The 25,515-nt window shown below is 65.5% G+C and carries 24 protein-coding genes; 10 read left to right on the plus strand and 14 right to left on the minus strand.

What is annotated here, in order from left to right; translation table 11 throughout:
- Positions 1-38: 38 nt before the first annotated feature.
- Entirely contained in the window at positions 39-461 is a 423-nt protein-coding gene (locus ACFXNW_RS11820; RefSeq protein WP_379417634.1) for a PPOX class F420-dependent oxidoreductase, read from the minus strand.
- A 48-nt stretch (positions 462-509) separates the two neighbouring features.
- Positions 510-872, minus strand: a complete 363-nt coding sequence (locus ACFXNW_RS11825; RefSeq protein WP_379417635.1) for a hypothetical protein — start codon at positions 870-872, stop codon at positions 510-512.
- Between the two features lie 276 nt (positions 873-1,148).
- Here ACFXNW_RS11825 and ACFXNW_RS11830 point away from each other — a divergent pair, with 276 nt between their 5' ends.
- Complete coding sequence (locus tag ACFXNW_RS11830) at positions 1,149-2,504, plus strand: DUF2252 domain-containing protein (RefSeq protein WP_379417636.1); 1,356 nt, start codon at positions 1,149-1,151, stop codon at positions 2,502-2,504.
- Here the strand turns inward: ACFXNW_RS11830 and ACFXNW_RS11835 are convergent.
- Both ACFXNW_RS11835 and ACFXNW_RS11840 read right to left on the minus strand, forming a co-directional pair.
- Positions 2,434-3,114, minus strand: coding sequence for a hypothetical protein (locus ACFXNW_RS11835; protein ID WP_379417637.1), 681 nt, complete (start codon positions 3,112-3,114; stop codon positions 2,434-2,436). The genes ACFXNW_RS11830 and ACFXNW_RS11835 overlap by 71 nt on opposite strands.
- 74 nt (positions 3,115-3,188) lie before the next feature.
- Positions 3,189-3,620, minus strand: a complete 432-nt coding sequence (locus tag ACFXNW_RS11840; protein WP_379417638.1) for a VOC family protein — start codon at positions 3,618-3,620, stop codon at positions 3,189-3,191.
- A gap of 158 nt (positions 3,621-3,778) precedes the next feature.
- Here ACFXNW_RS11840 and ACFXNW_RS11845 point away from each other — a divergent pair, with 158 nt between their 5' ends.
- The 3 genes from ACFXNW_RS11845 (at position 3,779) to ACFXNW_RS11855 (ending at position 7,339) form a co-directional block, all read left to right on the plus strand.
- Positions 3,779-4,753, plus strand: coding sequence for a GlxA family transcriptional regulator (locus tag ACFXNW_RS11845; protein ID WP_379417639.1), 975 nt, complete (start codon positions 3,779-3,781; stop codon positions 4,751-4,753).
- 29 nt (positions 4,754-4,782) lie between these two features.
- Positions 4,783-5,661 (plus strand): AAA family ATPase, encoded by an 879-nt coding sequence (locus ACFXNW_RS11850; protein ID WP_379417640.1) that lies wholly within the window; start codon positions 4,783-4,785, stop codon positions 5,659-5,661.
- Positions 5,662-5,908: 247 nt separating this feature from the next.
- Entirely contained in the window at positions 5,909-7,339 is a 1,431-nt protein-coding gene (locus tag ACFXNW_RS11855) for a VWA domain-containing protein (protein WP_379417641.1), read from the plus strand.
- 48 nt (positions 7,340-7,387) lie between these two features.
- Here ACFXNW_RS11855 and ACFXNW_RS11860 read toward each other — a convergent pair whose 3' ends face one another.
- Positions 7,388-8,710 (minus strand): DNA cytosine methyltransferase, encoded by a 1,323-nt coding sequence (locus tag ACFXNW_RS11860; RefSeq protein ID WP_379417642.1) that lies wholly within the window; start codon positions 8,708-8,710, stop codon positions 7,388-7,390.
- 161 nt (positions 8,711-8,871) lie between these two features.
- Between ACFXNW_RS11860 and ACFXNW_RS11865 the strand changes: the two genes are divergently transcribed.
- Positions 8,872-9,330, plus strand: coding sequence for a very short patch repair endonuclease (locus tag ACFXNW_RS11865; RefSeq protein ID WP_379418112.1), 459 nt, complete (start codon positions 8,872-8,874; stop codon positions 9,328-9,330).
- A gap of 132 nt (positions 9,331-9,462) precedes the next feature.
- On the opposite strand, the gene ACFXNW_RS11870 is transcribed toward ACFXNW_RS11865, so the two are convergent.
- Positions 9,463-10,422 (minus strand): NaeI family type II restriction endonuclease, encoded by a 960-nt coding sequence (locus ACFXNW_RS11870; RefSeq protein WP_379417643.1) that lies wholly within the window; start codon positions 10,420-10,422, stop codon positions 9,463-9,465.
- Between the two features lie 180 nt (positions 10,423-10,602).
- Between ACFXNW_RS11870 and ACFXNW_RS11875 the strand changes: the two genes are divergently transcribed.
- Positions 10,603-11,856 (plus strand): restriction endonuclease, encoded by a 1,254-nt coding sequence (locus ACFXNW_RS11875; protein WP_379417644.1) that lies wholly within the window; start codon positions 10,603-10,605, stop codon positions 11,854-11,856.
- Positions 11,857-12,122: 266 nt separating this feature from the next.
- Here ACFXNW_RS11875 and ACFXNW_RS11880 read toward each other — a convergent pair whose 3' ends face one another.
- Entirely contained in the window at positions 12,123-14,015 is a 1,893-nt protein-coding gene (locus tag ACFXNW_RS11880) for a DUF222 domain-containing protein (RefSeq protein ID WP_379417645.1), read from the minus strand.
- Positions 14,016-15,258: 1,243 nt separating this feature from the next.
- Here ACFXNW_RS11880 and ACFXNW_RS11885 point away from each other — a divergent pair.
- The gene (locus tag ACFXNW_RS11885) at positions 15,259-15,462 is read left to right on the plus strand and encodes a cold-shock protein (protein ID WP_030521844.1); all 204 of its coding nucleotides are present in this window, start codon (positions 15,259-15,261) and stop codon (positions 15,460-15,462) included.
- Positions 15,463-15,529: 67 nt separating this feature from the next.
- On the opposite strand, the gene ACFXNW_RS11890 is transcribed toward ACFXNW_RS11885, so the two are convergent.
- The 5 genes from ACFXNW_RS11890 to ACFXNW_RS11910 all read right to left on the minus strand — a co-directional run bounded on the left by ACFXNW_RS11890 (position 15,530) and on the right by ACFXNW_RS11910 (position 19,118).
- Positions 15,530-16,081 carry a nuclear transport factor 2 family protein gene (locus ACFXNW_RS11890; protein WP_379417646.1) on the minus strand — a complete coding sequence of 184 codons (552 nt, stop codon included), beginning with the start codon at positions 16,079-16,081 and terminating at the stop codon, positions 15,530-15,532.
- 27 nt (positions 16,082-16,108) lie between these two features.
- A complete protein-coding gene (locus tag ACFXNW_RS11895) occupies positions 16,109-16,321 on the minus strand; it encodes a hypothetical protein (protein WP_379417647.1) in 213 nt (70 codons plus the stop codon).
- A complete protein-coding gene (locus ACFXNW_RS11900; protein WP_379417648.1) occupies positions 16,300-17,148 on the minus strand; it encodes an alcohol dehydrogenase catalytic domain-containing protein in 849 nt (282 codons plus the stop codon). Before ACFXNW_RS11900 ends, ACFXNW_RS11895 begins: the two co-directional genes overlap by 22 nt.
- A gap of 2 nt (positions 17,149-17,150) precedes the next feature.
- Positions 17,151-18,332: an LLM class flavin-dependent oxidoreductase gene (locus ACFXNW_RS11905; protein WP_379417649.1), complete on the minus strand. Its 1,182-nt coding sequence runs from the start codon at positions 18,330-18,332 to the stop codon at positions 17,151-17,153.
- A gap of 147 nt (positions 18,333-18,479) precedes the next feature.
- Positions 18,480-19,118 carry a TetR/AcrR family transcriptional regulator gene (locus ACFXNW_RS11910; protein ID WP_379417650.1) on the minus strand — a complete coding sequence of 213 codons (639 nt, stop codon included), beginning with the start codon at positions 19,116-19,118 and terminating at the stop codon, positions 18,480-18,482.
- Positions 19,119-19,197: 79 nt separating this feature from the next.
- On the opposite strand from ACFXNW_RS11910, the gene ACFXNW_RS11915 reads away from it, so the two are divergent.
- The gene (locus ACFXNW_RS11915; protein WP_379417651.1) at positions 19,198-19,695 is read left to right on the plus strand and encodes a winged helix-turn-helix transcriptional regulator; all 498 of its coding nucleotides are present in this window, start codon (positions 19,198-19,200) and stop codon (positions 19,693-19,695) included.
- Positions 19,696-19,886: 191 nt separating this feature from the next.
- Here ACFXNW_RS11915 and ACFXNW_RS11920 read toward each other — a convergent pair whose 3' ends face one another.
- Positions 19,887-20,180: a DNA polymerase beta superfamily protein gene (locus ACFXNW_RS11920; protein ID WP_379417652.1), complete on the minus strand. Its 294-nt coding sequence runs from the start codon at positions 20,178-20,180 to the stop codon at positions 19,887-19,889.
- 216 nt (positions 20,181-20,396) lie between these two features.
- Complete coding sequence (locus ACFXNW_RS11925) at positions 20,397-21,644, minus strand: APC family permease (protein WP_379418113.1); 1,248 nt, start codon at positions 21,642-21,644, stop codon at positions 20,397-20,399.
- Positions 21,645-22,677: 1,033 nt separating this feature from the next.
- Between ACFXNW_RS11925 and serA the strand changes: the two genes are divergently transcribed.
- Together serA and ACFXNW_RS11935 are read left to right on the plus strand one after the other, a co-directional pair.
- The gene (serA, locus tag ACFXNW_RS11930) at positions 22,678-24,276 is read left to right on the plus strand and encodes a phosphoglycerate dehydrogenase (RefSeq protein ID WP_379417653.1); all 1,599 of its coding nucleotides are present in this window, start codon (positions 22,678-22,680) and stop codon (positions 24,274-24,276) included.
- A gap of 212 nt (positions 24,277-24,488) precedes the next feature.
- Positions 24,489-25,496 carry a 3-isopropylmalate dehydrogenase gene (locus ACFXNW_RS11935; protein WP_379417654.1) on the plus strand — a complete coding sequence of 336 codons (1,008 nt, stop codon included), beginning with the start codon at positions 24,489-24,491 and terminating at the stop codon, positions 25,494-25,496.
- The last annotated feature ends 19 nt before the right edge of the window (positions 25,497-25,515 follow it).

Genomic DNA, 25,515 nt, shown 5'->3' on the forward strand with positions numbered 1-25,515 from the left:
TCGCCAAGGCGAACGGGCCCTTTCGGTTGTGCTGAGGTTCAGGCGACGGAGCGAGCGCGGCCCTTGGGATCGGCCGGATCGATATGCCAGCTGTGCACTCTGCGCGGATGGATCCGGATGATGTCGTGGGAGAACCACTCGGGCACCACTGGCGGCACGTCGACGGTGAGCGTTTCGGCGATGCCCCGGATCTCGATGCCCCGGCCCTTGCCCGGCACGAGCTCCCCGGGCCGGTCCGGTGTCAGATCATCGAACAGCAGACTGACCTTCGGGTTGGCGAGCACATTCCGGAAGCGTTTGGTGCTCGCGTGATTCGGTCCGCCGAGATCGATCGTGTCGTCATCGTTGAGCCGGAAACCGAGCGGGACCGTCATCGGCTGCCCGTCCGGCGTGACGGTGGACAACCGGCACAGCCGGACGGTGTGTAGATAGTCGCGTTCGACGTCGGTGAGAAGTGCCATGACCTCGAACGTAGAACCTCGACCGTTGTTCAGGTCAAGTGTGTGCGATCACCTGCCGAATGAACCACTCGGGAAGAGCTGCTGCAGCAGTCGCCACAGCGGGTCCTGCCCGCGGCCCCAATCACCCTTGCGGTCATGGTCCCACTTGCGGTCGTGATCCCAGTTCTTGTCGTGGTCCCACTTGCGGTCATGATCCCACTTGCGGTCGTGGTCCCATTTACGGTCGTGGTCCCAATCGTTGCGATGGTCCCAGTCCCGCCCCGGCCGATCGACCTGGGTGATGCCGGGGTTGCCCGCCGACGAGTCGGCTGAGGCCGGAACCGCTACCGCCGCCAGCGGAAACACGGTGATCGCGCCGGCGATGGCGACGCGTGCCGCCGTCCGGCGAAGCGGTGTCGATGTGATGTTCAACTTCGTATCCTTTCCAGCTCGCTGCGCACCGTCGGCCGCGGTCCCCGGCCGTCATCGAAGCGTCTGGGCGGGGAAGTCGGTCGAGCAGCGTATACGTCCACTCTTGCGCACTTCGGGGCAAAGGTCACGGGTGCGGGCACGTTTGCGTCAGAGGATCATTCGAACGTATGAGGTATACCGGCATACCGGCATACCGGGCGGCTCGGGGGCAATGGGGGACACCCCGGAGATTCGTGGATGGTTGTGCGTCCGCGGTGGCGGGACAACACTGTGTGGATGACGAACACCGACGTCGTGGCCGCCCCGTCGGGGACCGATGGTCGTGCGATCCGCCGCGAGGTGCCGCGGTCCGCGCTGGGGGAGTTGAAGCTCGCGCCGGACCGGGATCCGATCGCCATCCTGGAACGGCAGGCGGCCACCCGGGTTCCGGAGTTGGTGCCGATCCGCTACGGGCGAATGGTGTCGGGCCAGTTCCCTTTCCTGCGCGGCGCGCCGGCCGTCATGGCAGCCGACCTGGCCGAGACCCCCGACACCGGTCTGACGGTGCAGCTGTGCGGTGACGCGCACCTGTCCAACTTCGGGATTTTCGCCTCGCCGGAACGGTCGCTGGTGTTCGATCTGAACGATTTCGACGAGACTTTGCCCGGCCCGTTCGAATGGGATGTCAAGCGGCTGGCGGCGAGCATCGCTGTGGCCGCGCGCAGTAACGGTTTCACCGACGACGAGTCGAGCGAGGCCGTGCACACCGCCGCATCGTCTTATCGGGAATGCATGCGGCGCCTGGCCGACCTCGATTCCCTCGACGTCTGGTACGAGCAGGTGAACACCGATTCCCTCGCCGGGCTGGTGATCACACCCAAGCGCCGCAGGAATGTCGAGAAGACGCTCGACGCCGCCCGCAAACGCACCAGCCTGCAGGCGTTGCGCAAGCTCACCGAGACCGGCGCGGATGGTGTCCCGCGGATCCGGCATCAGCCACCACTGCTGGTGCCGATCGAACCGGATGACGCCGCCGCCGTCGAAGAGGTCTTCGGGGCATATCGCAAGACGCTGCCGGAGGAACGCCGAATCCTGGTCGACCGCTACCGGATGGTGGATTTCGCGCTCAAGGTGGTCGGTGTCGGCAGCGTCGGTACCCGGTGTTTCGTCGCGCTGCTCATCGACCGCGACAGCGGAGGACCACTGTTCCTCCAAGTCAAAGAGGCCGAGGAATCGGTGCTCGCGCCGCATTTGCGCGCGAGTGTGTTCCGCCATCACGGCCACCGAGTAGTGCACGGTCAGCGCCTGATGCAGACCTCCAGCGATATCTTCCTCGGCTGGGTCACCGGTCCCGGCGGCCGCCACTTCTACCTGCGGCAGCTGCGAGATATGAAGGGCTCGGCCGATATCGACAATATGACGCGCTCCGGCCTGCGCGACTACTCAGCCCTGTGCGGCCATACGCTCGCCCGCGCCCATGCTCGCTCGGGCGACCGCATCGCCATCGCCGACTATCTCGGTTCCGGCGACGCGTTCGACCGAGCCATGTCCGCGTTCGCCCTCGCCTACGCCGATCAGACCGTCATCGATCATCGAGCGCTGGTCGAGGCCATCGAATCCGGACGCGTCGAAGCTGCGGAGAACCCGTACTGAACCGCGGGGTGGCCGGGCCGCGCAGACATTGCGTGGCGGCGCGGGTCGCGGTCTGGTGTGCGGTGAGGCCGGCCATCTCGAACTGATCCATGGCGGCGTCGAGGTCGAACAACTCGTTGTCGCCGAAGACATTCGCCACGATCTCGTGGGTGACGGCACCGATCTCGGCAGCACAGATCAGCGTGACCGCGTCGGCGCGCTGCTCGTCGTTGGGGCGGCCGGTGGCCAGGCAGGTGAGCATTTCGGCGACCGCGTCCGTCGTCCACACACCGGGCAGCGCAGCTGCCGACTGCGCCACCGGCGGTGAGCCTGCCGCCCGGTACCACCGTCCCGCATCCCACCAGTAGCAGAAGGTGGTGAGTCCGGTATCGGCGTGCGGGTTGAGCATCGGATCGACGGCCCAGTCCGGTGGTTCGGGGTGCACGGGCGGCGGTCCGTCGGTCACGCCGAGCGGCGATGGTGCGATCCACACCCCGCCCGAGAGCACCGCGCGGCCGCCGGGCAGTGCGTACAGCGTCGATCCACTCTTCCCGGAGCTCTCGAACCAGGCCAGTGACGGCAACATCCGCGGGCCCCACTGCGATCCGGACGCGGCGAATGCGGCGGACATGGCCGCCCATCGGGCCCATAGCTGCGGAAATGGTGGTAGTTCGGTGTCGGTACAGAGCTGTGTCCGGACGGCCATCAGATCGCCGCGGTGAGCTCGAGATGGATACCGTCGGGGTCGTTGAAGCCGAGGATCGCGATACCGAACTGATCCATTTCGACGATGTCGCCGTGTTCGACGCCTGCTTCGTCGAAGCGGGCGATGGCCTTCATCAGGTCCTCGCGTGAGTCGACGGTGAAGCTGAGGTGGTCGAGTCCGACGCGTTCGGAATCGAAGTGGTCGTTCGGGTCGGCGACCGGGCGCAGTCCGAGCAGCATGCCGCCGGGCGTCTGGAAGACGACTCCGCCGTAGAGCTGGAACCGATCGGCGCGAACCAGTGGATCGGCCGGGTTGCCCGGGGATTCGGCGGCGACCTCGAAGCCGAGCACGTCCTCGTAGAACTCACGCGAGCGATGAAGATCGGTGACCGTCAAACGAATGTGATGGACGATGCTGGTGGCGAGCGACATGCGAGACTCCGATGGGTGGGTCGGTCGGCGGACGACGGCTCGGGGCTGCCGAGGCGGGCGGGCCGAACAACTGTGCGAGCCGCCACAAGAAGTGAGAATATGTTGCGGGACGACCATTACCGAGTGTCGGAAACGACATCTTCAGTACCATTCCCGACATGGATGTCGGAGTGTTCGTGATGGATGGTGTTGCGGACTTCGGTTTCGCGGCATTACTGGAGACGTTCAATACCGCCAACGCCGCTCGCGAACAGCTCGAGACTCCGCCCGAGCCGTGGCGGGTGCGGACCTTGTCGTTCGGTGACAGCGTGACCTCAGGCCACGGGCACACCATCCCGACGACGCCCCTGGTCGATGTCGGGGCCCAACCCGACATGATGATCGTGCCGGCCGTGCAGGTCCTCGACCCCGAACCGCTGGTCGAGCTGGTGACCTCGTCGCGCAGCAGGCCCGTGCTCGACCGGATCCGGCAGGTCTACGACAGCGGCACTCACGTCGCAGGCGCCTGCTCCGGGACGTTTTTCCTGGCCGAGGCGGGTGTGCTCGACGGATCGGCTGCGACCACCAGCTGGTGGCTCGGGCCTACCTTCCGCCGCCGCTACCCGCTGGTCGCGCTGGACGAGAGCCGGATCCTGTGCCGCGGTGCGCGCGTCAGCACCGCGGGAGCCGCACTGTCGCATATGGATCTGGCGTTGGCACTTGTGCATTCGGCGAGCCCGGCGCTGGCCGAACTCACCAGCCGGTATCTCGTCGCCGGTAACAGGCGACAGCAGCGCGATGTCGTGGTCCCCGAGGTCATCGCCCGCGGCAATTCGGTGACCGCCGCATTCGAACGCTGGGTGCGCGACCATCTGGACGAACAGTTCCTGATCTCCGCCGCCGCCCACGCGCTCGGCGTCACCGAACGCAGCCTGCAACGTGCCACCCACGCGGAGCTGGGCATGTCGCCGCGCGACTTCGTCAACGACATCCGCTTGGAACGAGCCGCGCATCTGCTGCGGACGACCGATCTGACGTTGGACGCGGTCGCGGCGCGGGTGGGATATCTGAACGCGGGGACGCTACGTGGGCTGGTGAAACGGCGCCGAGGCATGAGCATCGCCGAGATGCGCGCGTCGCCGCTCGCATGGTGATCTGACGCCGCGACCTACACTGTCTACCGATGAGTAACTTCTTTGCCTCGGTGGATGAGGTGACCCGGCGGTTGACCGATGCCGGCTACCTGCCGTCCACCGATATCGCCACCGCCGTTTTCCTCGCAGGACATCTGGGCAAACCGCTGCTCATCGAGGGGCCTGCCGGTGTCGGCAAGACCGAACTGGCCAAGGCCATCGCCGCTACCGGTGCCGCCGAGCTGATCCGATTGCAGTGCTATGAGGGCATCGACGAGGCCCGCGCGCTGTACGAGTGGAACCACGCCAAGCAGCTGCTGCGCATCACCGCCACCGAGGGCGAGGGGTGGGACAGCACCCGCGAACACGTCTTCACCGAAGAGTTCCTGCTCTCACGGCCCCTGCTGGCCGCCATCCGTAATCCCGATCCCACCGTGCTGCTCATCGATGAACTCGACAAGGCGGATGTAGAACTCGAGGGGTTGCTCCTCGAAGTCCTCGGCGACTACCAGGTCAGCATTCCCGAACTCGGCACCATCACCGCCGTCCGCAAGCCGTTCGTCATCCTGACCTCCAATGCCAACCGAGAACTCTCGGAGGCGTTGAAGCGGCGCTGCCTGTATCTGCATATCGACTATCCGACGGCCGAGTTGGAACGCGCCATCGTGCGGTTGCGGGTGCCGGAATTGGACGCAGCCTTGGCTGAACCCGTCGTGCGCACTGTCGGCGCGCTCCGCCAACTGCAGCTGCGCAAGGCGCCGTCGGTCGCCGAAACCGTCGACTGGGCGCGGACTCTCGTCGCGTTGGGGGCTCGGCAGCTCACCGGCGGGGTGGTGCGATCGACGCTGGGTGTGCTGTTGAAGCATCAGTCGGATCATCGCGTCGCCGTGGAGAAGCTCGAGCTCGGTGGGACGGAGTCGGCGAGATGACCCGCGAGCGCCTGGGTGGGCAGCGCTGGGCGCGCTCGCCACGTTCGAACAGTGACATCCGCTGCTCATCATCGGCAAACGCGTCACTGCCAGGTGGTTCGGTTGCCTCTGGATGGTCCCAGGAGCGCGCGGGGATTTCGGTTCGGTGCGATCACTGGGCTTCGCCTGTTGGCGCGGCGGTGGTTTCCGCCGTCGCGCTCGGCAGAGGAACGCGGAGGCGGGCAGTGCGGCGTGGGAGCGGTGGCTGATGACAATCTCGTCGCTACCCGGTGGGCGGGTGATCAGCTCGCGTACCGAATCCATGACCGACCGCCTGGTCGACTTCGTCACTCTGCTCCGTGAACACGGCATCAACGCGGGCCCCAGCGAAACCATCGACGCCGCCGCAGCCATCGTCGCCCTCGGCACCGACAACCCCGACCGCCTCCGCTCCGGCCTGGCCGCAACTTTGCTGCGCCGCAACGGTCAACGCTCGGTGTTCGACCAGCTCTTCGACCTCTACTTCCTCGGCCGCGGCGGGTTCGGCGAAGTGCGCGAACCGAATACCGACGCCATCGACTCGCTGCGCGACGACCTCGTCACCACCCTCGCCGCCGACAACCCGGACGCGACAACCGAACTCGCGCGACGCGCCCTCACCGAACTGGGCGGCTACGGAAGCGGGGGACAGGGCGCGGGCGCGTCCGGAGTCGTCACCACCGCTTCCGGCGCGGGCTGGTCCTCGTATCTGACGCTGAAGGCTTTACAACCCGACGACCTCGCCGAACGCATCGTCTCCCGAATGGGTGCCCCCACCGGCGAATTCGATACCGCCGTGCACACCATCGAAGCCGACCGCCGCCTGCGCGCGTTCCGCACCGCCCTGCAAACCGAGGCCCGCATCCGCTCCGCCGAACTGCGCGGCACCGACTACATCGCCCGCCGCGGCGTCGAATCCAGCACCGACCGTATAGATTTCCTCGGCGCCCGCGAACAAGACCTCGCCGAAATGCGCCGCCTCGTCCACCCCCTTGCCCGCAAACTCGCCACCCGCCTGGCCGCCCGCCGCCGCACATCCGTCCGCGGCCAGATCGACCTGCGCCGCACCCTGCGCACCTCCATGTCCACCGGCGGCGTCCCCATCACCCCGGTCCTGCGCGCCCGCAAACACGGCCGCCCCGACCTGGTCGTCATCGCCGACCTCTCCGGCTCCGTCACAGGCTTCGCCGAATTCACCCTCCACCTCGTCCAAGCCCTCCAAGACCAATTCAGCCGCGTCCGCAGCTTCGGCTTCATCGACACCTGCGCCGAAATCACCCCCTGGTTCACCCCCGGAGCACCACCCACCCCAGAACTGACCGCCCGCATCATCCGAGAATCCGGCGTCACCCGCTTCGGCAGCAGCGACTACGGCGAAGCGTTCGCGGGTTTCGTAACCAACCACCTGGACGCCCTCGGCCCCCGCACCTCCCTCCTCATCCTCGGCGACGCCCGAACCAACCGCACCGACCCCAACCTCGACGCTCTACACCTCATGCTCGACAAGGCGAAACATGCCTACTGGCTCAATCCCGAACCCGCCCGCTCCTGGTCCACGGGCGACTCCGCGGCGCAGGTGTATGCCGAGCACATCACGATGCACGAGTGCAGGAACGTGGTGCAGTTGGCGGAAGTCGTCACGCGCCTGCTGCCTTCGTAACCGTCAGGGGGAGCGTGCGGCTGGCTCCCCGCTGCGATGCATGGACACTCAACTAACGCGCGAAAGGTTCTTTCGGTAGTACTCGTGGCGGGCATGGTCGTCTTGGCCGGTGAACGCACGAAACGCACCGAGTTTATAGCTGAGCCCCGAACTGTGTTCTTCCTTGATGATCTCGAAGTCACGGCTCAGCAAGCTGATTCTGCGATCGATCTCAGGGTCATCCAGTTCCAATCCGGACTTCTTCGCGATCTGGCTGGATGACATGAAAGAGCCGCTTTCCCGAAGCGCGATATAGATCGGGTCGGTGGCACTCTCGATGTCCCGTTCGCGTCGGGGTGCCTCATGGCGGAGTGCGGCCGCGATAGCACAGCCGATGGCTTTGGCAACAGGGGGCGGGAAAGCATTTCCGATCTGCCGGTACTGTGCTGTCTTTCCGCCGGTGAATCGCCAGGCGAACTCGTGATCTAAACGTTCGGTGCCGCTATCCACATCGGTGTCCCTTACATACTCCCAGCCCTGCAACCGGGCGACCATCTCGACGGTCAGTTTTGGTCCGTAAACAGTCATCGGCCGCTTGTCATACGGGGGAGCTGTGTCATGTACACCGTATGCGTCGACGCCGAGTTCAGCCCATGCACGCTTTGCCCGTGTCGGCCCGAGGTCGGCGCCCCCATGTTTCTTCGAGCCGCCGACTATGGTTGGGGCGATCTTGTCTGCGCGCTTCGCCCAAGCCGCTGCCCCGTCCCACCCGTGCTCCTCCATCAGATCGAGTAGCGTTTCGCCGACCGTCCTTACTTCGTTGGTCGGCTCCGGCCAGTGAAAATAGCTGAAATCTTCTGTCCGCATGGCAACAAGCACAAACCTCGGGCGTAATTGTGGCACCCCGAAATCTGATGCCTGGATTAGGCGCCATTCAGCCGAGTAGCCGAACTCCCGAAGCCGATCGAGCACGTGCTGGCGGTATCCTGCGAATCGGGGCATGCTCAGTCCGCGGACATTCTCCAGCAGCAGCGCCCGGGGTTTTATAACAGCCACCTGCTCGACTGCCCAAGCGAACAGGTCTCTCTCGTCATTGGCGCCGAGCTGTTTCCCTGCAATGGAGAAAGGGGGGCAGGGGACACCGCCTGCAAAGAGGTCGATCGGACGGCCACCGAGACCTTCGGTGTCGGGCGCGAAGGCTGCTGGATTGAACACGCTGAGATCAGCAACGTCTCCCACCTCGACCTTCCATCCCGGCCTGTTGAGACGAATCGTTGCGGCCGCGGTGGAGTCGAGCTCGACAGCTAGTTTGTGCTCGAAGCCAGCGCGCTCCAGGCCGAGCGCCTGCCCACCCGCGCCGGCGCAGATCTCGATTATGCTGAGTTCCGTCATTCGTTGGCCTTTCGAGGAGTTGGCTGGTGGGAGTGGGCGATATCCGGCGCAGTATCGTCCTCTAGGTTCGATACCTGCAACAACCCTGTACGGGAGCGGTGGTGACGGGATCGGGAGCCGCTCGCAAGAGCGCGCATGGGCGCGGCACCTACCCTGCGCCGCTGAGCGATGGTCGTTCGCGGAATATGCGTGCAAACCGCCGAACGGATACGAAGCCGGAAGTAGCCCTCCGCCAGGCTCTCCACCGGATGGGATACCGCTATCGCAAGGACCTCCGTTTCGAGGCATGCGGCGTCAAGGTCCGGCCAGACGTCGTCTTTACTGCGCGGAAGGTCGCAGTGTTCGTCGATGGCTGCTTCTGGCATGTATGTCCCGAACATGGTCGGCAGCCGACCCGGAACGAGTGGTACTGGACCCCAAAACTTAGGCGAAACGTCGAGCGTGACCGAGCTGCCGACGCTGCTCTGGCGGAGGCAGGCTGGCGAGTTGTCCGGGTCTGGGAGCATGTGGAGCCCTCCGCGGCGGTCGCTGCAGTGGTCGCAGTTCTGGAGGGTGCATCCGAACATGTGAGCGATAATATTGCATCGCGGAGGCGGCGGCGCGACCGACGCTCCGAATGATCAAGGCCCGTGTGAAGCGGTCGCTACCAGCTGCCGGGGGGCCCTTCGAGCACGGTGTTCAAGATCGGGGATTGGCGAAGTGGCGACTGGGTCGCGGTGTGTGGCTCATGCAGTCCTGGTCGAGAAATGTCGCTACATTCTGATCGTAGGTGCTGGCTGGTGGGGGTCATCGGGCTTCGCGATCGCGTAGTAGCGGCCCTCAATCAACGCGGCCGGGCGCTCCTGTGTCGGGGCTGCAACCTCTGCGAGCCGAACCGCGATATATGTCCCTTTCTCGATCCTGGGGAGACCCAACTGGCTGGCAATCTTTGGGCCCTCGTTCTGATGCCCTAACAACACAATGCCGTCGCCCCTTAGGTGGTTCCGGGCATCGCGGCACCGTTTCATTCCATCGTGTTGCCTGGCGACCGTGACGGCAGTATTCCGGTCGATTATGGTGCCCTGCACCCTGCGCATCAGCTCGTTGATCCGCTGCTGCCCGGATTTCTTGGCCATTATCGCATCGACGTTGAAGCTATTTTGCCCGTGTAGAGCTAATAGCAGATTGCGTGGCAACTCTGCCTTCTGGCAGAGCCATTTTATATTCTCTCGGCCATCACGGCTGATGGTGGCTTTCCCGTCTTGATTCCGCCCACTGTTCAGGATCGTTGGATTGATTCGGACCAGTCCGACGTCAAATGTTCCCTTGTGGTCGTCTGCCGCCATTACCAGACATATATGACCGATTGCCTCTCGTGGAATGGTCCACTGCCCCTTGAGTGAGAACTTGGAGTCGACGGCATAACCGTCGATCTTGTAATCCATCTCCTTGCTTGCGCCGCGTTCAAGCTCGAATTCAGCTCTCACGACAATTTCAACTTTGGTTCCCAGATATGTCTTTTCCGTCTTCTCGAGAGTGTTGATGTCGTAGCGGCCCGTCCGCTGCCCATCCAAGACTTCGTCGATGGATTGCCGAAGCGCGATTCCGAACCGGGCTTCCATTGCCCTTTGGGCTTTGAACCAGTCCCACACGTACTGCAAGCCGACATCGGCTTCGCTGGGTTGCTCAATGGGGCGCGGATCCGGCGGAAACAGCTGAAGGCTCTCGGTCACGTGATCGACCGTACCGGCTCGACAGAGTGACGCCCGGATACTGGGCGACAGGACTGGCTGTGACGCACCAAGTTTGGTTGGTTGACTTGCCGATCCCGGTACGTGTGCCTGGATCGAGACAGCAACCGGCTATCGAGGGCGCTTGCATCCGACGAAATATGGGTTGTCAGATTACGATCGATGTTCATGGTGGGTATTGATGCGGACGTGGCTTTCCGTGATCTACACGGGGTCGATCTGCAGGTAGAGCGGCGCTACATGGGCGGCACACAGGGGACGAGTGGAGACGATGCGCTGGCACGGTTGTTGCCTGTCGGCAACCAGGGTGGCTTTCGTTGCAAGGGATCGGTCAAGCAGAAGGCAGTTCAGTTGGCGGTGCTCTATACCAGCGGGGCGGAGCCCAACTGGCCGGATCACCTTGATCCGGAGACCGGGATCTTCACCTACTTCGGTGACAATCGAAAGCCTGGATCCGCTCTGCATGACACGGCCCGTGGCGGAAATCTGTTGCTGCGTGATGTGTTCGAGGCAGCCCACGGCACGCCACAAGACCGGCTGACGGTGCCGCCATTCCTTTACTTTGAGAAGGCAGCGCCGGGCCGCTCGGTTCGGTTCCGTGGGCTGCTGGTGCCTGGAGCCGCAACGGTAACCTCGGATGGCGACCTTTCGGCTGTTTGGCGCAACACATCAGGGTTGAGGTTCCAGAACTATAGGGCAATCTTCACGGTGCTCGACGTCGGAATCGTGCCCCGCGAGTGGCTGACCGGAGTGCTCGCAGGTGCTCCCACCACATGTGACGGATGCCCGGAGCCATGGCGTGAATGGGTTGAGGGTCGGGTATATCGACCGTTGGTCGCGCCTCCGACTCTGACTATTCGTTCGAAGTCAGATCAACTTCCTCAGGACATTGTCGGCAAGGAGATCTTACGGACGATTCGACAGCACTTCGCCTATCGGGAAACGGCTTTCGAGGAATGTGCCGTTGCGATCTGGCGGTTCATTGCGCCGGCTACGGGTGAGTGTACGGTGACACCGCCATCTCGCGACGGTGGTCGTGACGCGATCGGCCAATATCTTCTCGGGCCGACCGCAGACCGGGTTTCGGTCGTATTTGGACTCGAGGCGAAGTGCTATCAAGAGGAAAATGGCGTAGGCGTCAAGGAGATGAGCCGTTTGATATCGCGGATACGTCACCGCCAATTCGGGGTCTTCGTCACGCTGTCGTACTTCGGCGCTCAGGTCTACAAGGAAGTGCGTGACGATGGCCATCCGATTGCGATGATCTGTGGGAGAGATGTAGTTGACGCCTTGCGCCAGAACGGCCACGGCGATGTGCATCAGGTAAAGGCCTGGCTGGAGAACCAGTTCCCGACTACGGTGAAGCCCCCTGTGGATGTGGCAGTCACCTTCCACCAGCATGTCGGGGATGGATAGCGGTATCGTCAAGATCGCCGTGTGTGATCGGTTCCACAGGCCAGCTGTCTCCGCCCAATGCTGCCCATGTTACGGCCCCGGTTCGATGTAGTGGTCAGGTCTGCTGCCATCCGGCCTTTCTTTTGGAGTCCCGTCAATAGTGCAGCTACCGCAGCAGGAACTCGCATCGTTGGCCAATTCTCCGCTGAGCCACAGCTATCCGTGTCAGGGAGCGCAGCGTTGCTCGCCGCGTTCGTTCCGAAGCCGCGAAAATTTCGTTGCTAGAGTCATATTGGCCTAGCGGGGTATTCGCAATGAGCCGAGTACGTGTGCCGTTGAAGCGCTTCGTAGTGTCCAGACCGCGACACACCGGCCGGCATGCCCGCTACCGAAAGTTCATGCTGCGGTAAACCATGCCTTGCTTCGCGTCGCCATCCTCGGTGTTGTTCGCGGGCGTGTTCGTTGCGCAGGTGGATGCGCGAGAGTGCTTGGGCGAGTAGTTCGTTGGCGTGATGCCGATGATTGATGCGCGGTTTCTGCTGCGGGTCGATATGAGGTGGGGCAATCCACGCCGTGCGCCCGGCATACGGGGAGCGGGGGCCTTCGATACGGGTTTTCCAGCCGCCGGGCCCGTCGTGGATCAGCGCGTGGCACGCATCGCAGGCCAGGGTGAGATTCTCGATGTCGGTGCTGCCGTTCTTGCGGTAGTCGAGGACGTGGTGGACCGCGCACAGGCTCGCCGGAGCATTGCAGCCCGGCCGCGAGCAGCCCTTCAGCGCGGCGATCAACGCCAACCGCTGATCCCGCGAGGCGAGGCGTTTGGTTCGGCCGAGGTGTAGTGGGAGTCCAGCATGGTCGAAGACCGCCAGCCATGGTTGTGACCGTTCAGCCATGGCCAGGGCGTCGCGGAGTGGGACGGTGCCGCCGGTGGCGGTTGTCGCTACTCCGGCACCGTGTTCGACGTCGTCGATGCTCATGGTGAGGATCGTCGCTACTGGTACTCCGCGGTGGGTGCCGAGTTGGTCGGCGATGACACCGGATTCAAGTAGGGCCTTGAGCGCGTCGTGGTTGCGTTGTGCGGGTGAGCGGTGGTCGCGGGCGGCGGCCTCGGCTATCACCGCCGGGTCTATCGCGGCCGGACCGGCCGCGGGGTGCTCGGGCCAGGTCGCCGCAGCGGTATCGGGCCCTCGATGAGCTCCGACCGCCGGGCTGTCGGCGCCGCTACCCGAGTCGGCGGCGTTGAACGCTGGAAAGCGGAGCCCGGTCGCGGGGCCCGTGGAGTTGATCGCCGTGCTCGACCCGATCGCCGCGGCGGGCGTTGAGTTTCCGGCGAACGGACTGGCGGGCCCAGCCGCCGCGCGACAGTTTGATAGATCGGTCGGAGTGCCTGTGGCGAGGCCGGTCGCCGGGTTCGCGGTGTCTGACGCCAGACCGGTAGCACTGATGGTGGGGCTGGCTGGGTCGTCAGGGTTGCACATGCCGGGGCGGGCGTATTTGGCCAGCAGCGGATCCAAGAGTGCGCGCAGCACCGGGTCGATGTCTCCGCGGATGGGGCTCATGCCGTCGGGGCGTTGGCGGCCGATGGTGATGCCGCGCATGCGGGCGCGGTCGTGGTCGGTGGTGAGGTGGCCGTCGGGGTCGAGGTAGGCCAGGATTTTGTCGCCGACCTTGCCGATATCGTCCGGTGAACCGGAGCGGGCGAACTCGGTCAGGACATCCTCGGCCGCCGCGCGGTCATCGGCCGAAGCGCCGCGGGGGACGCGGTTCATCACGGTGGCGATACCGCGGGCATGGTCGGCGGAGATGTCCCCGGCCGTCAATGCTTGTGCGGTGTGGGGCAGTAGCGGGTCGACGGGTTCTCCGGCCATGTCGTGGAACGTTGCGACGGTGTGGGCTTGATGCACCCGCGCGCCTGCGTCCGCGCCGGCGAGGTTGAGGGTTTCCATCAGGAACCGCTTCAATGATTTCGATCCGTGCCGGGCGGGCAGGGATCGTTCACCGGCTTCGACGAGCAGGCGGTGGCGCACCATGGTCAGCATTCGGGTGCAGCGTTCCACGTCTCGCATCAGGTCGATGACGCCGTCGTCGGTCAGCGGGGTCAACGGTTCGTCGAGCAGGTCGGCGATGGCGGCATGCAGCCGGGCCGCTGCGCCTTCTCCGATTCCCCCACTCGAACCCATGTTCGAATTCTATCCCAAGCTACGCCCCAGCAACAGCGAAAACCCCATCTGATCTCCACATCTTCACACTGGACAAACGCCCGAAAATCCGTGCGGTACAACTCGGTTCGAATACCCAGCGTGCGATTGTCGGCCGCGACCGCCGGTGCGTTGCAGGCTCATGTCAGGTGGTGAGAGTGTCGAGTGAGACGCCTTCGGCGCACGGCTGTGCCTGATGGGGCGAAGCTTGGGTGGTGCCGATGTAGCGACGCGGGGGCGGACTGGGCCAGTCGGTTCGCCTCCTGCGCCGGGAGGCGTGGCGGCGAGCCTGATGCTCGTTGTCCTCGCGGCGTTCCTGCCGGGCCCGTCATCCACTCACGCTGCCTTTCGTGCCGTTGCGCCGCGATGCCCGGCGAGCGGCGGTGACGCATACCGGGCTGGGGGCCTTCACAAGATCAGTGCCCGTGCGTTCGGCAACCAGGCACGCGTGGACGAATCGTCGGATGGGCGAGCCGATCGGCGCGTACTGGGGAATCCACGCGGCGGGTGCTGTCGGGGCCGACTGAGTCCGCAAATCATTCGGGCTCGCGTGACGTAGCGCTGGGTCGGTCCGGCGAACGATGTGCGGAGTCGGGCTGGACAAACGAGCGCGTGAGCCGGGTGGAGGTCGAGCCCGGCGCGCCAGGCGGTGGGCCATCGAGGTGGTTGGCGCGCGGTAATCGGCGCGCCTCCGAGATCTCCCGCGAGCGGGGTCGGTGGCGGTGCAGCGGGTGTTGTTGCCGATGCACGTTCTCGAGGGCATCGTGTTCGGCGGTGGTTCTGCCGTCGCGACGAGTCTGTTTCCGCGTTGTGCGCCCATTGTCGTCGCCGGTGCGGCGGCCGAGGTGCCATCGGGGTGAAATCCTGGTGGCGTACCTCGGCAAATCAGCCCCGGGCTCGACTCTGATCGACGTGCTGTGCGTAAGCTCTGGTCCGCAGCGACCGAAAGTTGGCGCAACCACCCTGCCGCAGCCGACCGCTTGCTGGGGACGCCGGTCAGCCGGCTCTGTAACGCGTGGGCACACCGTGACGGATGCCGCCCCGCTGTGACACCCCCGTAACCTGGGCAATTGTCCACACTCCATAGTGGAATGCCCTGAGGGATAGTTACCTCACAGTCACATGGGTTGGATGTGGAGGAATAGCCGAAACCATGGCATCGTTGTAGGCGAGACCGGGCTTGACATTTGCTCGGCTCATCTACAGGAAGTATGAAGTACAGAACATGGCTCAAGGCAGCGTGAAGTGGTTCAACAGCGAAAAGGGCTTCGGCTTTATCGCGCAAGACGGAGGCGGCCCTGACGTCTTCGTGCATTACTCGGCAGTTTCCGGGTCGGGTTTCCGGACCCTCGAAGAGGGCCAGCGTGTGGAGTTCGAGATCGGGCAGGGCCAGAAGGGTCCGCAGGCTCAGGACGTCCGCGCTATCTGAACGGCGTGACTTTCGCAAGCCCCGCACCGTACGGTGCGGGGCTTGCCCCTTTTCTGGACGTCGCGGCTCAGCTCGCGGCGCGCATGAGTTCGACGTACTGCCGCGGCAGCTCATCGGCCCGCAACTTGGTGACCTCGGCAGGGCCGGACTGATAGGAATCCTCGCCGACGATCCGGCCGTCCTCGTCGACCGGCCAGAGGATGAGCTGGCGGTTGACGACGAGGTAGTCGGCTGATTCGTCGTCCACCGGGATGCCGAGGCGAGCGGCATACGATCCGGGGTAGATCTGCTTCAAGAAACCCTCGGTCACCAGACAGTGGTCATCGACGACGAGCCGATCGATATCGAACTCGAGCACATTGGAGCGCGTCGCCAGGAAATCGGTGTAGTACTGGCGGACGCCGTCGGTGCCCTTCGGTCCGCGGTCGCTGCCGCTGTTCCAGAAGTGATAGTCGGGCTCGTCGGACAGTGTCGCCATCAACGCGTCCAGGTCGGGCGCGGCTTCGGCCCGCATATGTTCGATGACGGCGCCGAGCACGATGCGGTGCCGCCGGTCGGTGGTGTCGGCGAGGCGTTGTTCCAGCGGCTCCCAGGTGCGGCTGGGATCGATGACGGGCATCGTGGCCTTCCTTTCCGGGGCAATGATTCACGCGTTCGGCAGGACGAGGATCTTGATGTGCTCGCCGGGATCGCGCAGCGCCTGGAACGCGTCTGCGACACCGTCGAGGCCGACGCGGCCGGTGATGATCGCTTCGGCATCGATCTCGCCGTCGGCCAGCCGCCGCAACACTGTGTCGTAGGCGCGGTCGTAGCTGCCATGGCCGAAGTTGATCGCGATCATCCGAAACTGGCCGACCACAGGGACAATGGTTTCCTCCGCGAAGCCTGCCGCGAGGACCTGGATTCTGGATCCGAACGGCATGGTGTGCAGTAGCGAGTCGAGAATGCCTGCACGGCCGCTGCATTCGTAGGCGATGAGGATCCCCTCGCCGGGTGCGGCCATCTCGTTCCATACGGCGGGTCCTGCTCGTTGGGGTCGACGACGACGTCGGCGCCCAAGGCGCGGGCGAGCGCACGGCGGGCCGGTGACGGCTCGGAGGCGATGACCGTCCGGGCGCCGTGTGCCTTCGCCGCCAGGATCGCGCCGAGACCGATCGGGCCGCAGCCGATGACAAGGGCCGAGTCGGCGTCGGTGAGGCCAGACTGCTGCACATGCATCTCACCGACGTGCAGCGGCTCGGCCAGGGTGGCGTGTTCCAGTGACAGCCCATCCGGAACGTGGCGCACCCAGAAGGCGTCGACGACGATGAATTCGCCGAAGCCGCCATGATATTCGTTGGAGTATCCGATGATCGTCGGAACGCCGGTGCCGGTATCGGTGCTGACACCGATCCCCGCCACACGGTCACCGATGGCGAAATCTGTGACATCCGCACCGGTGTCGACCACCGTGCCCGCATACTCGTGGCCGAGCACCACCGGCCGCTGATGATCGAACACGGCAAGTGGGTAGCCGGCCTTCTCGGCGACGGCGACGAATCGGCACGGATCCTTGGACATGCTCAGGTCGCTACCGCAGATTCCGCACGCGGCCACCGCGATACGCAGCTGACCCGGACCGAGCGCGGGGGGATCGGCGACCTCGGTCACCCGGAACTCGCCGTCGGCGAACTGTGCTGCACGCATGGTCACGCCCCCTTCTGCTGCTCGCCGTAATAATCGGTATGTGCCTTGGTGATGGCGCTGACCAGTCCACCGATTAGATAGTCGCGGTTGTCCTCGGCGAACTGCAGACTCGCCTCTCTGCCGATATTGCGCCGCTTGAAGTACGGGACTACCTCGGCGGCGAACAGTTCGTAGCTGCGCAGAGTGTCTTCCCAATTCGCCATATCGACGTGCAGCAGCAACAGGGTGCCGAAGCCGCCGGTCTTCTCGATCAGCCGCTCGATCTGCGCAATCGCCTCATCGGGGGTGCCGATGATGGCTTGGCCGAACTCGCCGAGAGTGTCGTTGCGCCACTGATCGATGATGCCGCGCGGTGAATCCGCCCATGCGGGACGGACGCCGGTCTGCCGGTTGACGTAAGCGGCCATGGCGCCGATCCGGCGGCTCACCGCACGTTCGGCGTCCGCGCGCGACTCCGCCAGGAACATGGGATTGACCAGCCGCCAGGTGGAGCGGTCGGCGACGTGTCCATGGTCGGCGCACACCTTCTCGTAGACACCCCAGTTACGGTCGAGTGCGTCGAATCCGGTAGGTGACCCGGCCGCCAGCGACAGCAGCGAGAGTCCGTGAGTCCCGGCCAGTACCGAACCGTTGGGTGAGATGGTGGACGCTGCCGCCACTTCGATACCCGCAGGGTCATAGGTCGGCAGTTGGGCGCGGGCGTCACGCAGGGTGAACCAGTCGGTCTTCATGTTCACGACCTCGCCGCGCAGCAGCGCCAGGATCGCCTCCAGCGCCTCGCCCTGCCGTTGCCGCTGATCGGACGGGTCGATGCCCATCATGTGCGCGTCGAGCGGGATCTTGCCGGGACCGGTCCCGACGATCAGCCTGCCGCGGGTCTGCAGATCGAGCTGGGTGATCCGGTCGGCGGTGATCAGCGGGTGGTGATACGGCAGCGACATGACTCCGGTACCGAACCGGATGCGCTGGGTGCGCTCGGCTGCCGCGGCGATGAACATGTCCGGTGCGGGCACGATCTCGGCGCCGGTGGAGTGGTGCTCACCCATCCAGGCTTCGTCGAATCCCAGGTGGTCGAGGTGCTCCATGAGGTCTATATCGCGGCGTAGCTGTAGTGCCGGATCGGCGTCGAGCGGGTGATACGGGGCGAGGAATGCGCCGAATCGCAGTGATCGGGAGGTCCACACGGGCGTCGTCTCCTGACGTGATCGGGACGAGAGAAGTGAGTGGCGTCACAGCCGCTCACCGCTGTTGTCTACCAGAGGGTTGGATCAAGTGATCCAGAAATCTCCCGCTGAGTGGAACAACTTCACACCCGCGGCCCCGACGGGCTATCAGGAGCCGAGGAGCCGTTCGACACCGCCCACCACGAACGTCACGACATCCTCGTAGAAGGTGACGAGTTCGTCGGGCGAGAGCATGCTGCCCTCGCGGCTCCACTCGTCGGCCTGGCTCAATGCCTGCACGAACCCCATGACCGACACTGCCCAGCGTGCCGCCAGTCGCTGCGGGTCGGCCGCAGGGAACGCACGCCGGACTTGTTCGAAGAGGATCTCCGGTAGATGTTGATCGGTGGCCGCCAGTGCGGGATGTCCCTGCGGCGCGATCTGGGCGATGATCTTGACCCAACGCATCCCGCGAGTCCGATGACGTTGCAACAGTTCGAGATACGGCGTGGACACCGCTCGTACGAGGGATTCGGCATCCGGCGAGTCGGGTGAATCGGCCAGCCGGTCGGCGTTGGCCCGTATACGGTCGCGGACCGATGCGCCGAGTTCGACCAGGACCGCGGCGAGCAGGTCGTCTTTGGTGCCGAAGTGATAGTTGACCGAGGCGGCGCCCAGCCCGGCGGCCGCATTGACCGCGCGCACCGATACCGCGTCGACGCCGTGGGCGGCGAAGAGCCGCTCGGCGGTCTCGAGCAGGCGCAACCGGGTGGCGTCGCCTTGACGGTTGCGGGCGGGGGAGGTCATGGGGTCAGCATGGCACGGAACTCCAACCTAGACTGGTTGTATATTGCAAGCGGTAGTTTTCGGATCGGAGGAGGACGGCATGCGTGAGGACGGACGCTCGGGCTGCCCGATAAACGCGACCATCGAGGTGATCGGCGACCGCTGGACGTTGCTGGTGCTGCGTGACGTGATGTTCGGCAACCGTCGCTACTTTCGTGAGCTACTGGCCGGGTCCGAGGAGGGTATCGCGTCCAATATTCTGTCCGACCGGCTGAAGCGGCTGGTGGCGGCCGGATTGCTCAGCCGCGAAGACGCCGGGCCTGGCCGCAAGGCCGAGTACCGGCTGACCGAAGCCGCCATCGAGCTGGTGCCGATCATGGCGCATCTCGGGTCCTGGGGGCTGCGTCATCGCGAGACCACCCATCGTCTGCGGGTTCGGGCGCAGCTGCTGGAGGAAGGGGGCCCGCAGCTGTGGGAAGAGTTCATGGACGAGCTGCGGGAGCTGCATCTCGGGACGCCGCGGCCCGATCCGGCGGCACCGCGGGCCAGTGAACGGTTGGCTGCTGCTTACGCCGCCGCGGCAGGGACGAACGGCTGAGCTGTCGACCCGGCGACGGCGCCGATGACCGCGTGTGCGGCACCGGCGCGGCAGCGGATTTCGCCTCGCCGCCGCATCCGCCGGGCCCGCTAGATCGGCGGCCGGGCGTCTTCGGGAACGCGCCGTCAGCGCGATCGAACTCGGCCGATATGAAGGCAGCGATCGGCTCCGGTGCTGTGCTGCTACCCATTTCACGTGTCCGCGATTTCAGCTCGGTGAGGTCCGCGATCGCCGCGATAGACGATCGGCGACTGCAGCCACTCGATCAGCACGGCGTTGCCCTTCACCAACAGCCGCAACGCTTTACCGAGGTCCCAGCCGTTGACATCCAGCAGCCCGACCAAGGGTGTCTCGATCACATCCCGCGTGCGCCACGGCGACAGGTACGTGTCGAGACTCGCGACGTAGAGGAACCGGCAGTCGTAATCGGAGTCCGGCGAAGGGAATCCCCATGCTCGGCTTCCGCTTTCGATCGCGAGCCGCACCCGGGAATCATGCTCGCGCTCGATTCGATCCAGCGTCGAGTCGATGGACGCGACGACTGCCGGGTCCATCGATGCGGGAACAGTGCGCAGAGACATGGGGGATGTTAGGCATCCAACAGGCGCGGCGGCCAGGCATTTTCGCGTCTGAACCCGGCGTCCGGCCTGCGGTCGGTCGGCCCCAACGACGGTCCAGGTGGATGTCGCGGTAGCAGGCAATCAGGATCGTGCGCCGCTGCGGCCCGATAGGGGTCTGCGCCGAAGCAAGTACACGATCGCCCCGACAGCCGTCACGGCCGCGCCCGCGAGGGCGGCTTCCGCAGGCAAGGTGCATGCCAGGACCAGGCAGCCGATCAGGCCGAGGGCAGGGATGACGCGCAGTGGGCGTCCTTCGTCCGCACGCAGGGTCAAGGCAGCGGCGTTGGCGATGGCGTAGTAGAGCAACACGCCGAAGGCGGAGAAGCCGATGGCGGCGCGGAGGTCGGCGGTGGCCGCGGCGACGGCAACGACTGCGCCCACGGCGATTTCGGCATGGTGGGGCACGGCGGTGCGCGGGTGTACAGCGGCGAGAGTGCTCGGAAGGTGGTGGTCGCGGGCCATGGCGAGGGTGGTGCGGGAAACGCCGAGGATCAGGGCGAGTAGGGAGCCCAGCGCGGCGACGGCGGCGCCCGCGCGGACGATGGGCGACAGCCAGTCGATGCCCGCTGCCTGGACGGCGGCCGACAAAGGCGCGGTGGATTCGGCCAGGCGCTGCGGGCCGAGCACCAGCAGGACGGCGACCGCCACCGCGGCGTATACGACGAGGGTGATAGCGAGCGCGAGCGGGATGGCGCGGGGAATGGTGCGGGCGGGGTCGCGCACCTCCTCGCCGAGGGTGGCGATGCGGGCGTAGCCGGCGAAGGCGAAGAACAGCAGCCCCGCAGCCTGGAGGATGCCGACGACGGTGATGTCGGCATCGAGTTCGAGTCGTTGCGGATTCGCCTCGGCGGACGTGGCAGCAGCGATGACCACCGCAGCCAGCACCGCGAGGACACTCGCGACGATCACTCTGGTCAGCAGCGCGGACTTCTGGACGCCGAGGTAGTTCACCGTCGTCAACGCCACCACCGCGGCGACCGCCACCGCGTGCGCATGGCCGGGCCACACATACACGCCCACCGTCAGCGCCATCGCCGCGCAGGACGCTGTTTTGCCGACCACGAAACTCCAGCCGGCCAGATAACCCCAGAACGCGCCGAGCCGTTCGCGGCCGTAGATATAGGTACCACCGGATTCGGGATAGCGGGCGGCCAGCCGCGCCGAAGAAGTGGCGTTGCAATAGGCGACAACCGCCGCGGCGGCGAGGCTGAGCAGCAATCCGCTACCTGCGGCTTTCGCCGCCGGTGCCAACGCGGCGAAGATGCCTGCGCCGATCATCGCGCCGAGACCGATCATGACCGCATCGCCGACACCCAATCGTCTGCGCAGTCGCTGTCGGTGCGGCTGGTTCGGGGACGCGGAGGTGGGCACAGCGGCTCCTGGCAGAGGTCCGAATTCGTCGCTCACCCTAGCGGCGGCTGTGCTTCAGCGCCGTGCGAGCTGAGGCGCCCCGGGCCTTCGTTCGCCCGTTGCCTCCGAGGGGTCGTGGAGTGCGCGGCCACCGATGACGCTCAATTGCGCCGTTGGCGACCGCGCTGCTGGTGTCGGCGTCGGCTGCGGTGATGAACCGGCGGTCGACCCGGGTCCGCTCGATCGTTCGGCCGCAATGACCGCCCCGGCCCCGGCGGGGGCAGCAGCAGCGGGCCGTGTCCGGTGGGTGGGTGCGGCCCGCATCCAAATTCGAGGAATATTAATGCGGCTAATTGTTTTTGCGGTCGAGATGCCGGGTATCCGCATTCGACCGGCTGATCTCCGCGTATTGCCCGCGAAATAATGACCAGCGCTCTAAGTAAATTCTCAGGTTAACCCTCTGTGCGCCCCGTGGTTGCGCCGTAACCGGCCCGTGACCTGGCGAAATGACTGTTTCCGCTGATAGGAGCCCTGCATGGCAGCTACTTGGCTCACATGAACACGACATTTGTGGCCTGTGTCACTAATTGGTGATTTCTCGTAACCGATGCAGATCGCGCCTCGATGAGTCATGTGTCAGCCAGTTCCACTGGATTTGATTTCGACGAGAGGTATTTCATGATCCCCGTTATCATCGACACCGGTAGCGCCGCCGCGAACGGTCTTTTCGACACCCTGGGTGCGGCCCTGCACGGCCTGGTGAACACCCTGTGGACGGGCTCGTTCGGCGGCTGATCAGACGCTGCGGTCGCGGATGCGACCAGACTCCTGCCCCGGTCTTCCTCGTAGAGACCGGGGCAGGTCCGTCTCCGGACGAAACAGCGCCCAGACCCGGCCACCCACCCGACTGAGGACGGCCGCCTACCAGGCGGTAGGGGGCGCGCAAATCCGGCCAACTAAGCTTGGCCCCGGTAACTGCCGACCCCCTTTTCTTCCCCAGGAGTAACCCACAGTGAGCCAAGCAGGCCGTCCTGTAGTTCTGATCGCCGACAAGCTCGCCCAGTCGACCGTCGACGCACTCGGTGACGGTGTCGAGGTCCGCTGGGTCGACGGTCCCGACCGTCCGGCGCTGCTGGCCGCGGTTCCCGAGGCCGACGCGCTGCTGGTTCGTTCGGCAACCACGGTCGACGCCGAGGTGCTGGAAGCCGGTAAGAACCTGAAGATCGTCGCCCGCGCCGGCGTCGGCCTCGACAATGTCGATGTGCCCGCCGCCACCGAGCGCGGCGTCATGGTCGTCAACGCGCCGACCTCCAACATCCACACCGCCGCAGAGCACGCCGTCACCCTGATGCTTTCCGCGGCCCGTCAGGTGCCCGCCGCCGACGCCACCCTGCGTGAGCGCACCTGGCAGCGCAGCAAGTTCAACGGTGTCGAGATCTTCGGCAAGACCGTCGGCGTCGTCGGCCTCGGCCGCATCGGCCAGCTGTTCGCCGCGCGCCTGGCTGCCTTCGAGACCCACGTCATCGCCTACGACCCCTACGTGTCGCCGGCCCGCGCCGCCCAGCTCGGCATCGAACTGGTGACGCTGGAGGAGCTGCTCGGCCGCGCCGACCTCATCTCGGTGCACCTGCCCAAGACTCCGGAGACCAAGGGTCTGCTGAGCAAGGAGAAGCTCGCGCTGACCAAGCCGGGCGTCATCATCGTCAACGCCGCCCGCGGTGGCCTGATCGACGAGCAGGCGCTGGCCGACGCCATCAAGTCCGGCCATGTGCGCGCCGCCGGTCTCGACGTCTACGAGACCGAGCCCTGCACCGACAGCCCGCTGTTCGAGCTGCCGCAGGTCGTGGTGACCCCGCACCTGGGCGCCTCCACCTCCGAGGCCCAGGATCGCGCGGGCACCGATGTCGCCAAGTCGGTGCTGCTGGCCCTGGCCGGTGAGTTCGTGCCGGGTGCGGTGAACGTCACCGGTGGCGTAGTCGGCGACGAGGTCTCGCCGTGGCTGGACATCGTCCGCAAGCAGGGTTCGCTGCTCGGTGCCCTCGCCGACGAGCTGCCGGTGAGCCTGGAGATCCAGGTGCGCGGCGAGCTGGCCGCCAGCGAGGTCGGTGTGCTGGAACTGTCCGCGCTGCGCGGCATCTTCTCGGCGCACGTCGAGGACCAGGTCACCTTCGTCAACGCCCCGGCACTGGCCAAGGAGCGTGGCATCACCGCCGAGGTCACCAAGGCCTCGGAGAGCCCGAGCCACCGCAGCGTCGTCGACCTGCGCGCCGTGTTCGGCGACGGTCGCACCCTGAACGTGGCGGGCACGCTGACCGAGCCCGCCCAGGTGGAGAAGATCGTCAATATCAACGGCCGCAACTACGACATGCGCGCCGAGGGCCTGAACCTGGCCGTGCTCAACTACGAGGACAAGCCGGGCGCACTGGGCAAGATCGGCATGAAGCTCGGTGAGGCCGAGGTCGACATCCTGGCGGCGCAGCTGACCCAGGATGTGGACAAGGAAGGCGCGACCGTCATGCTGCGTGTAGGCAAGGAGGTCTCCGCCGAGGTGCAGACCGCGATCCGCGAATCCGTCGGCGCCACCAAGGTCGTTCAGGTCGACCTGTTCTGAGCCATCGGGTTCGCATCACCCGAACTCGCCGACCGAGCCCCGCTCCGTATGGAGCGGGGCTCGGTTGCTCTCGTCGGTGCCTGCCCCGTGCTACCCATGGCGCCGCTATCCCACTGTTCGGGAGAGTTCGCCCTGGTCGCGGCCGGGTTCGGAGCACCGGCTATCGTTGCGATGTTCACGGGCGCCATCATCGGAAACGGAGCATTGCTTTCATGAAACTCGCTGTCATCCCGGGCGACGGTATCGGTCCCGAAGTCATCGCCGAGGCCCTCAAGGTGCTCGATGTGGTGTCGCCCGGTGTCGAGAAGACCGAATACGACCTGGGTGCCAAGCGGTACCACCGCACCGGCGAGATCCTGCCCGAGTCGGTACTGCCCGAGCTGAAGCAGCACGATGCGATTCTGCTCGGCGCGATCGGTGATCCGTCGGTGCCCAGCGGTGTGCTCGAGCGCGGCCTGCTGCTGCACACCCGGTTCGCACTGGACCATCACGTGAACCTGCGGCCGTCCAAGCTGTTCCCCGGCGTCACCAGCCCGCTCGCGGGTAATCCCGACATCGACTTCGTCGTCGTGCGTGAGGGCACCGAAGGTCCCTACACCGGCACCGGCGGCGCCATCCGCGTCGAAACCCCGCACGAGGTCGCCACCGAGGTCAGCACCAACACCCGCTTCGGCATCGAGCGGGTCGTGCGCTACGCCTTCGCCAAGGCGCGGCAGCGTCGCAAGCACTTGACGCTGGTGCACAAGACGAACGTGCTGAGTTTCGCCGGATCGCTGTGGCAGCGCACCGTCGACGAGGTCGGCGCCGAATTCGGTGACGTCGAGGTCGCCTACCAGCACATCGACGCCGCGACCATCCACATGGTCAACGATCCGGGCCGCTTCGACGTCATCGTCACCGACAACCTGTTCGGCGACATCATCACCGACCTCGCGGCCGCGGTCAGCGGTGGCATCGGTCTGGCGGCCAGCGGCAATATCGACGCCTCCGGCACCAACCCGAGCATGTTCGAGCCGGTCCACGGCAGCGCCCCGGATATCGCGGGCCAGTCCAAGGCCGACCCGACCGCCGCGATCCTGTCGTTGTCGCTGCTGCTGAACCACCTCGGCAACACCGAAGCGGCTGCCCGGGTCGAGGCCGCGGTGGCCAAGGACCTGGCCTCGCGTACCGGAACGGCCTCGACCGTCGAGGTCGGCGACCGGATCGCCGCCTCGGTCTGAGTCATACGGATGTGGAAGG

The sequence above is a fragment of the Nocardia sp. NPDC059180 genome (assembly GCF_042754945.1).
In the GTDB taxonomy this organism is placed as follows: Bacteria; Actinomycetota; Actinomycetes; order Mycobacteriales; family Mycobacteriaceae; genus Nocardia.

What these genes read in the sequence shown, in the direction of transcription:
- ACFXNW_RS11820 (WP_379417634.1), bottom strand. Translation starts at nt 461, where the DNA reads ATGGCACTTCTCACCGACGTCGAACGCGACTATCTACACACCGTCCGG.
- ACFXNW_RS11830 (WP_379417636.1), top strand. Translation starts at nt 1,149, where the DNA reads ATGACGAACACCGACGTCGTGGCCGCCCCGTCGGGGACCGATGGTCGT.
- ACFXNW_RS11835 (WP_379417637.1), bottom strand. Translation starts at nt 3,114, where the DNA reads ATGTCCGCCGCATTCGCCGCGTCCGGATCGCAGTGGGGCCCGCGGATG.
- ACFXNW_RS11840 (WP_379417638.1), bottom strand. Translation starts at nt 3,620, where the DNA reads ATGTCGCTCGCCACCAGCATCGTCCATCACATTCGTTTGACGGTCACC.
- ACFXNW_RS11845 (WP_379417639.1), top strand. Translation starts at nt 3,779, where the DNA reads ATGGATGTCGGAGTGTTCGTGATGGATGGTGTTGCGGACTTCGGTTTC.
- ACFXNW_RS11850 (WP_379417640.1), top strand. Translation starts at nt 4,783, where the DNA reads ATGAGTAACTTCTTTGCCTCGGTGGATGAGGTGACCCGGCGGTTGACC.
- ACFXNW_RS11855 (WP_379417641.1), top strand. Translation starts at nt 5,909, where the DNA reads ATGACAATCTCGTCGCTACCCGGTGGGCGGGTGATCAGCTCGCGTACC.
- ACFXNW_RS11860 (WP_379417642.1), bottom strand. Translation starts at nt 8,710, where the DNA reads ATGACGGAACTCAGCATAATCGAGATCTGCGCCGGCGCGGGTGGGCAG.
- ACFXNW_RS11875 (WP_379417644.1), top strand. Translation starts at nt 10,603, where the DNA reads ATGTTCATGGTGGGTATTGATGCGGACGTGGCTTTCCGTGATCTACAC.
- ACFXNW_RS11880 (WP_379417645.1), bottom strand. Translation starts at nt 14,015, where the DNA reads ATGGGTTCGAGTGGGGGAATCGGAGAAGGCGCAGCGGCCCGGCTGCAT.
- ACFXNW_RS11885 (WP_030521844.1), top strand. Translation starts at nt 15,259, where the DNA reads ATGGCTCAAGGCAGCGTGAAGTGGTTCAACAGCGAAAAGGGCTTCGGC.
- ACFXNW_RS11890 (WP_379417646.1), bottom strand. Translation starts at nt 16,081, where the DNA reads ATGCCCGTCATCGATCCCAGCCGCACCTGGGAGCCGCTGGAACAACGC.
- ACFXNW_RS11900 (WP_379417648.1), bottom strand. Translation starts at nt 17,148, where the DNA reads ATGCGTGCAGCACAGTTCGCCGACGGCGAGTTCCGGGTGACCGAGGTC.
- ACFXNW_RS11910 (WP_379417650.1), bottom strand. Translation starts at nt 19,118, where the DNA reads ATGACCTCCCCCGCCCGCAACCGTCAAGGCGACGCCACCCGGTTGCGC.
- ACFXNW_RS11915 (WP_379417651.1), top strand. Translation starts at nt 19,198, where the DNA reads ATGCGTGAGGACGGACGCTCGGGCTGCCCGATAAACGCGACCATCGAG.
- ACFXNW_RS11935 (WP_379417654.1), top strand. Translation starts at nt 24,489, where the DNA reads ATGAAACTCGCTGTCATCCCGGGCGACGGTATCGGTCCCGAAGTCATC.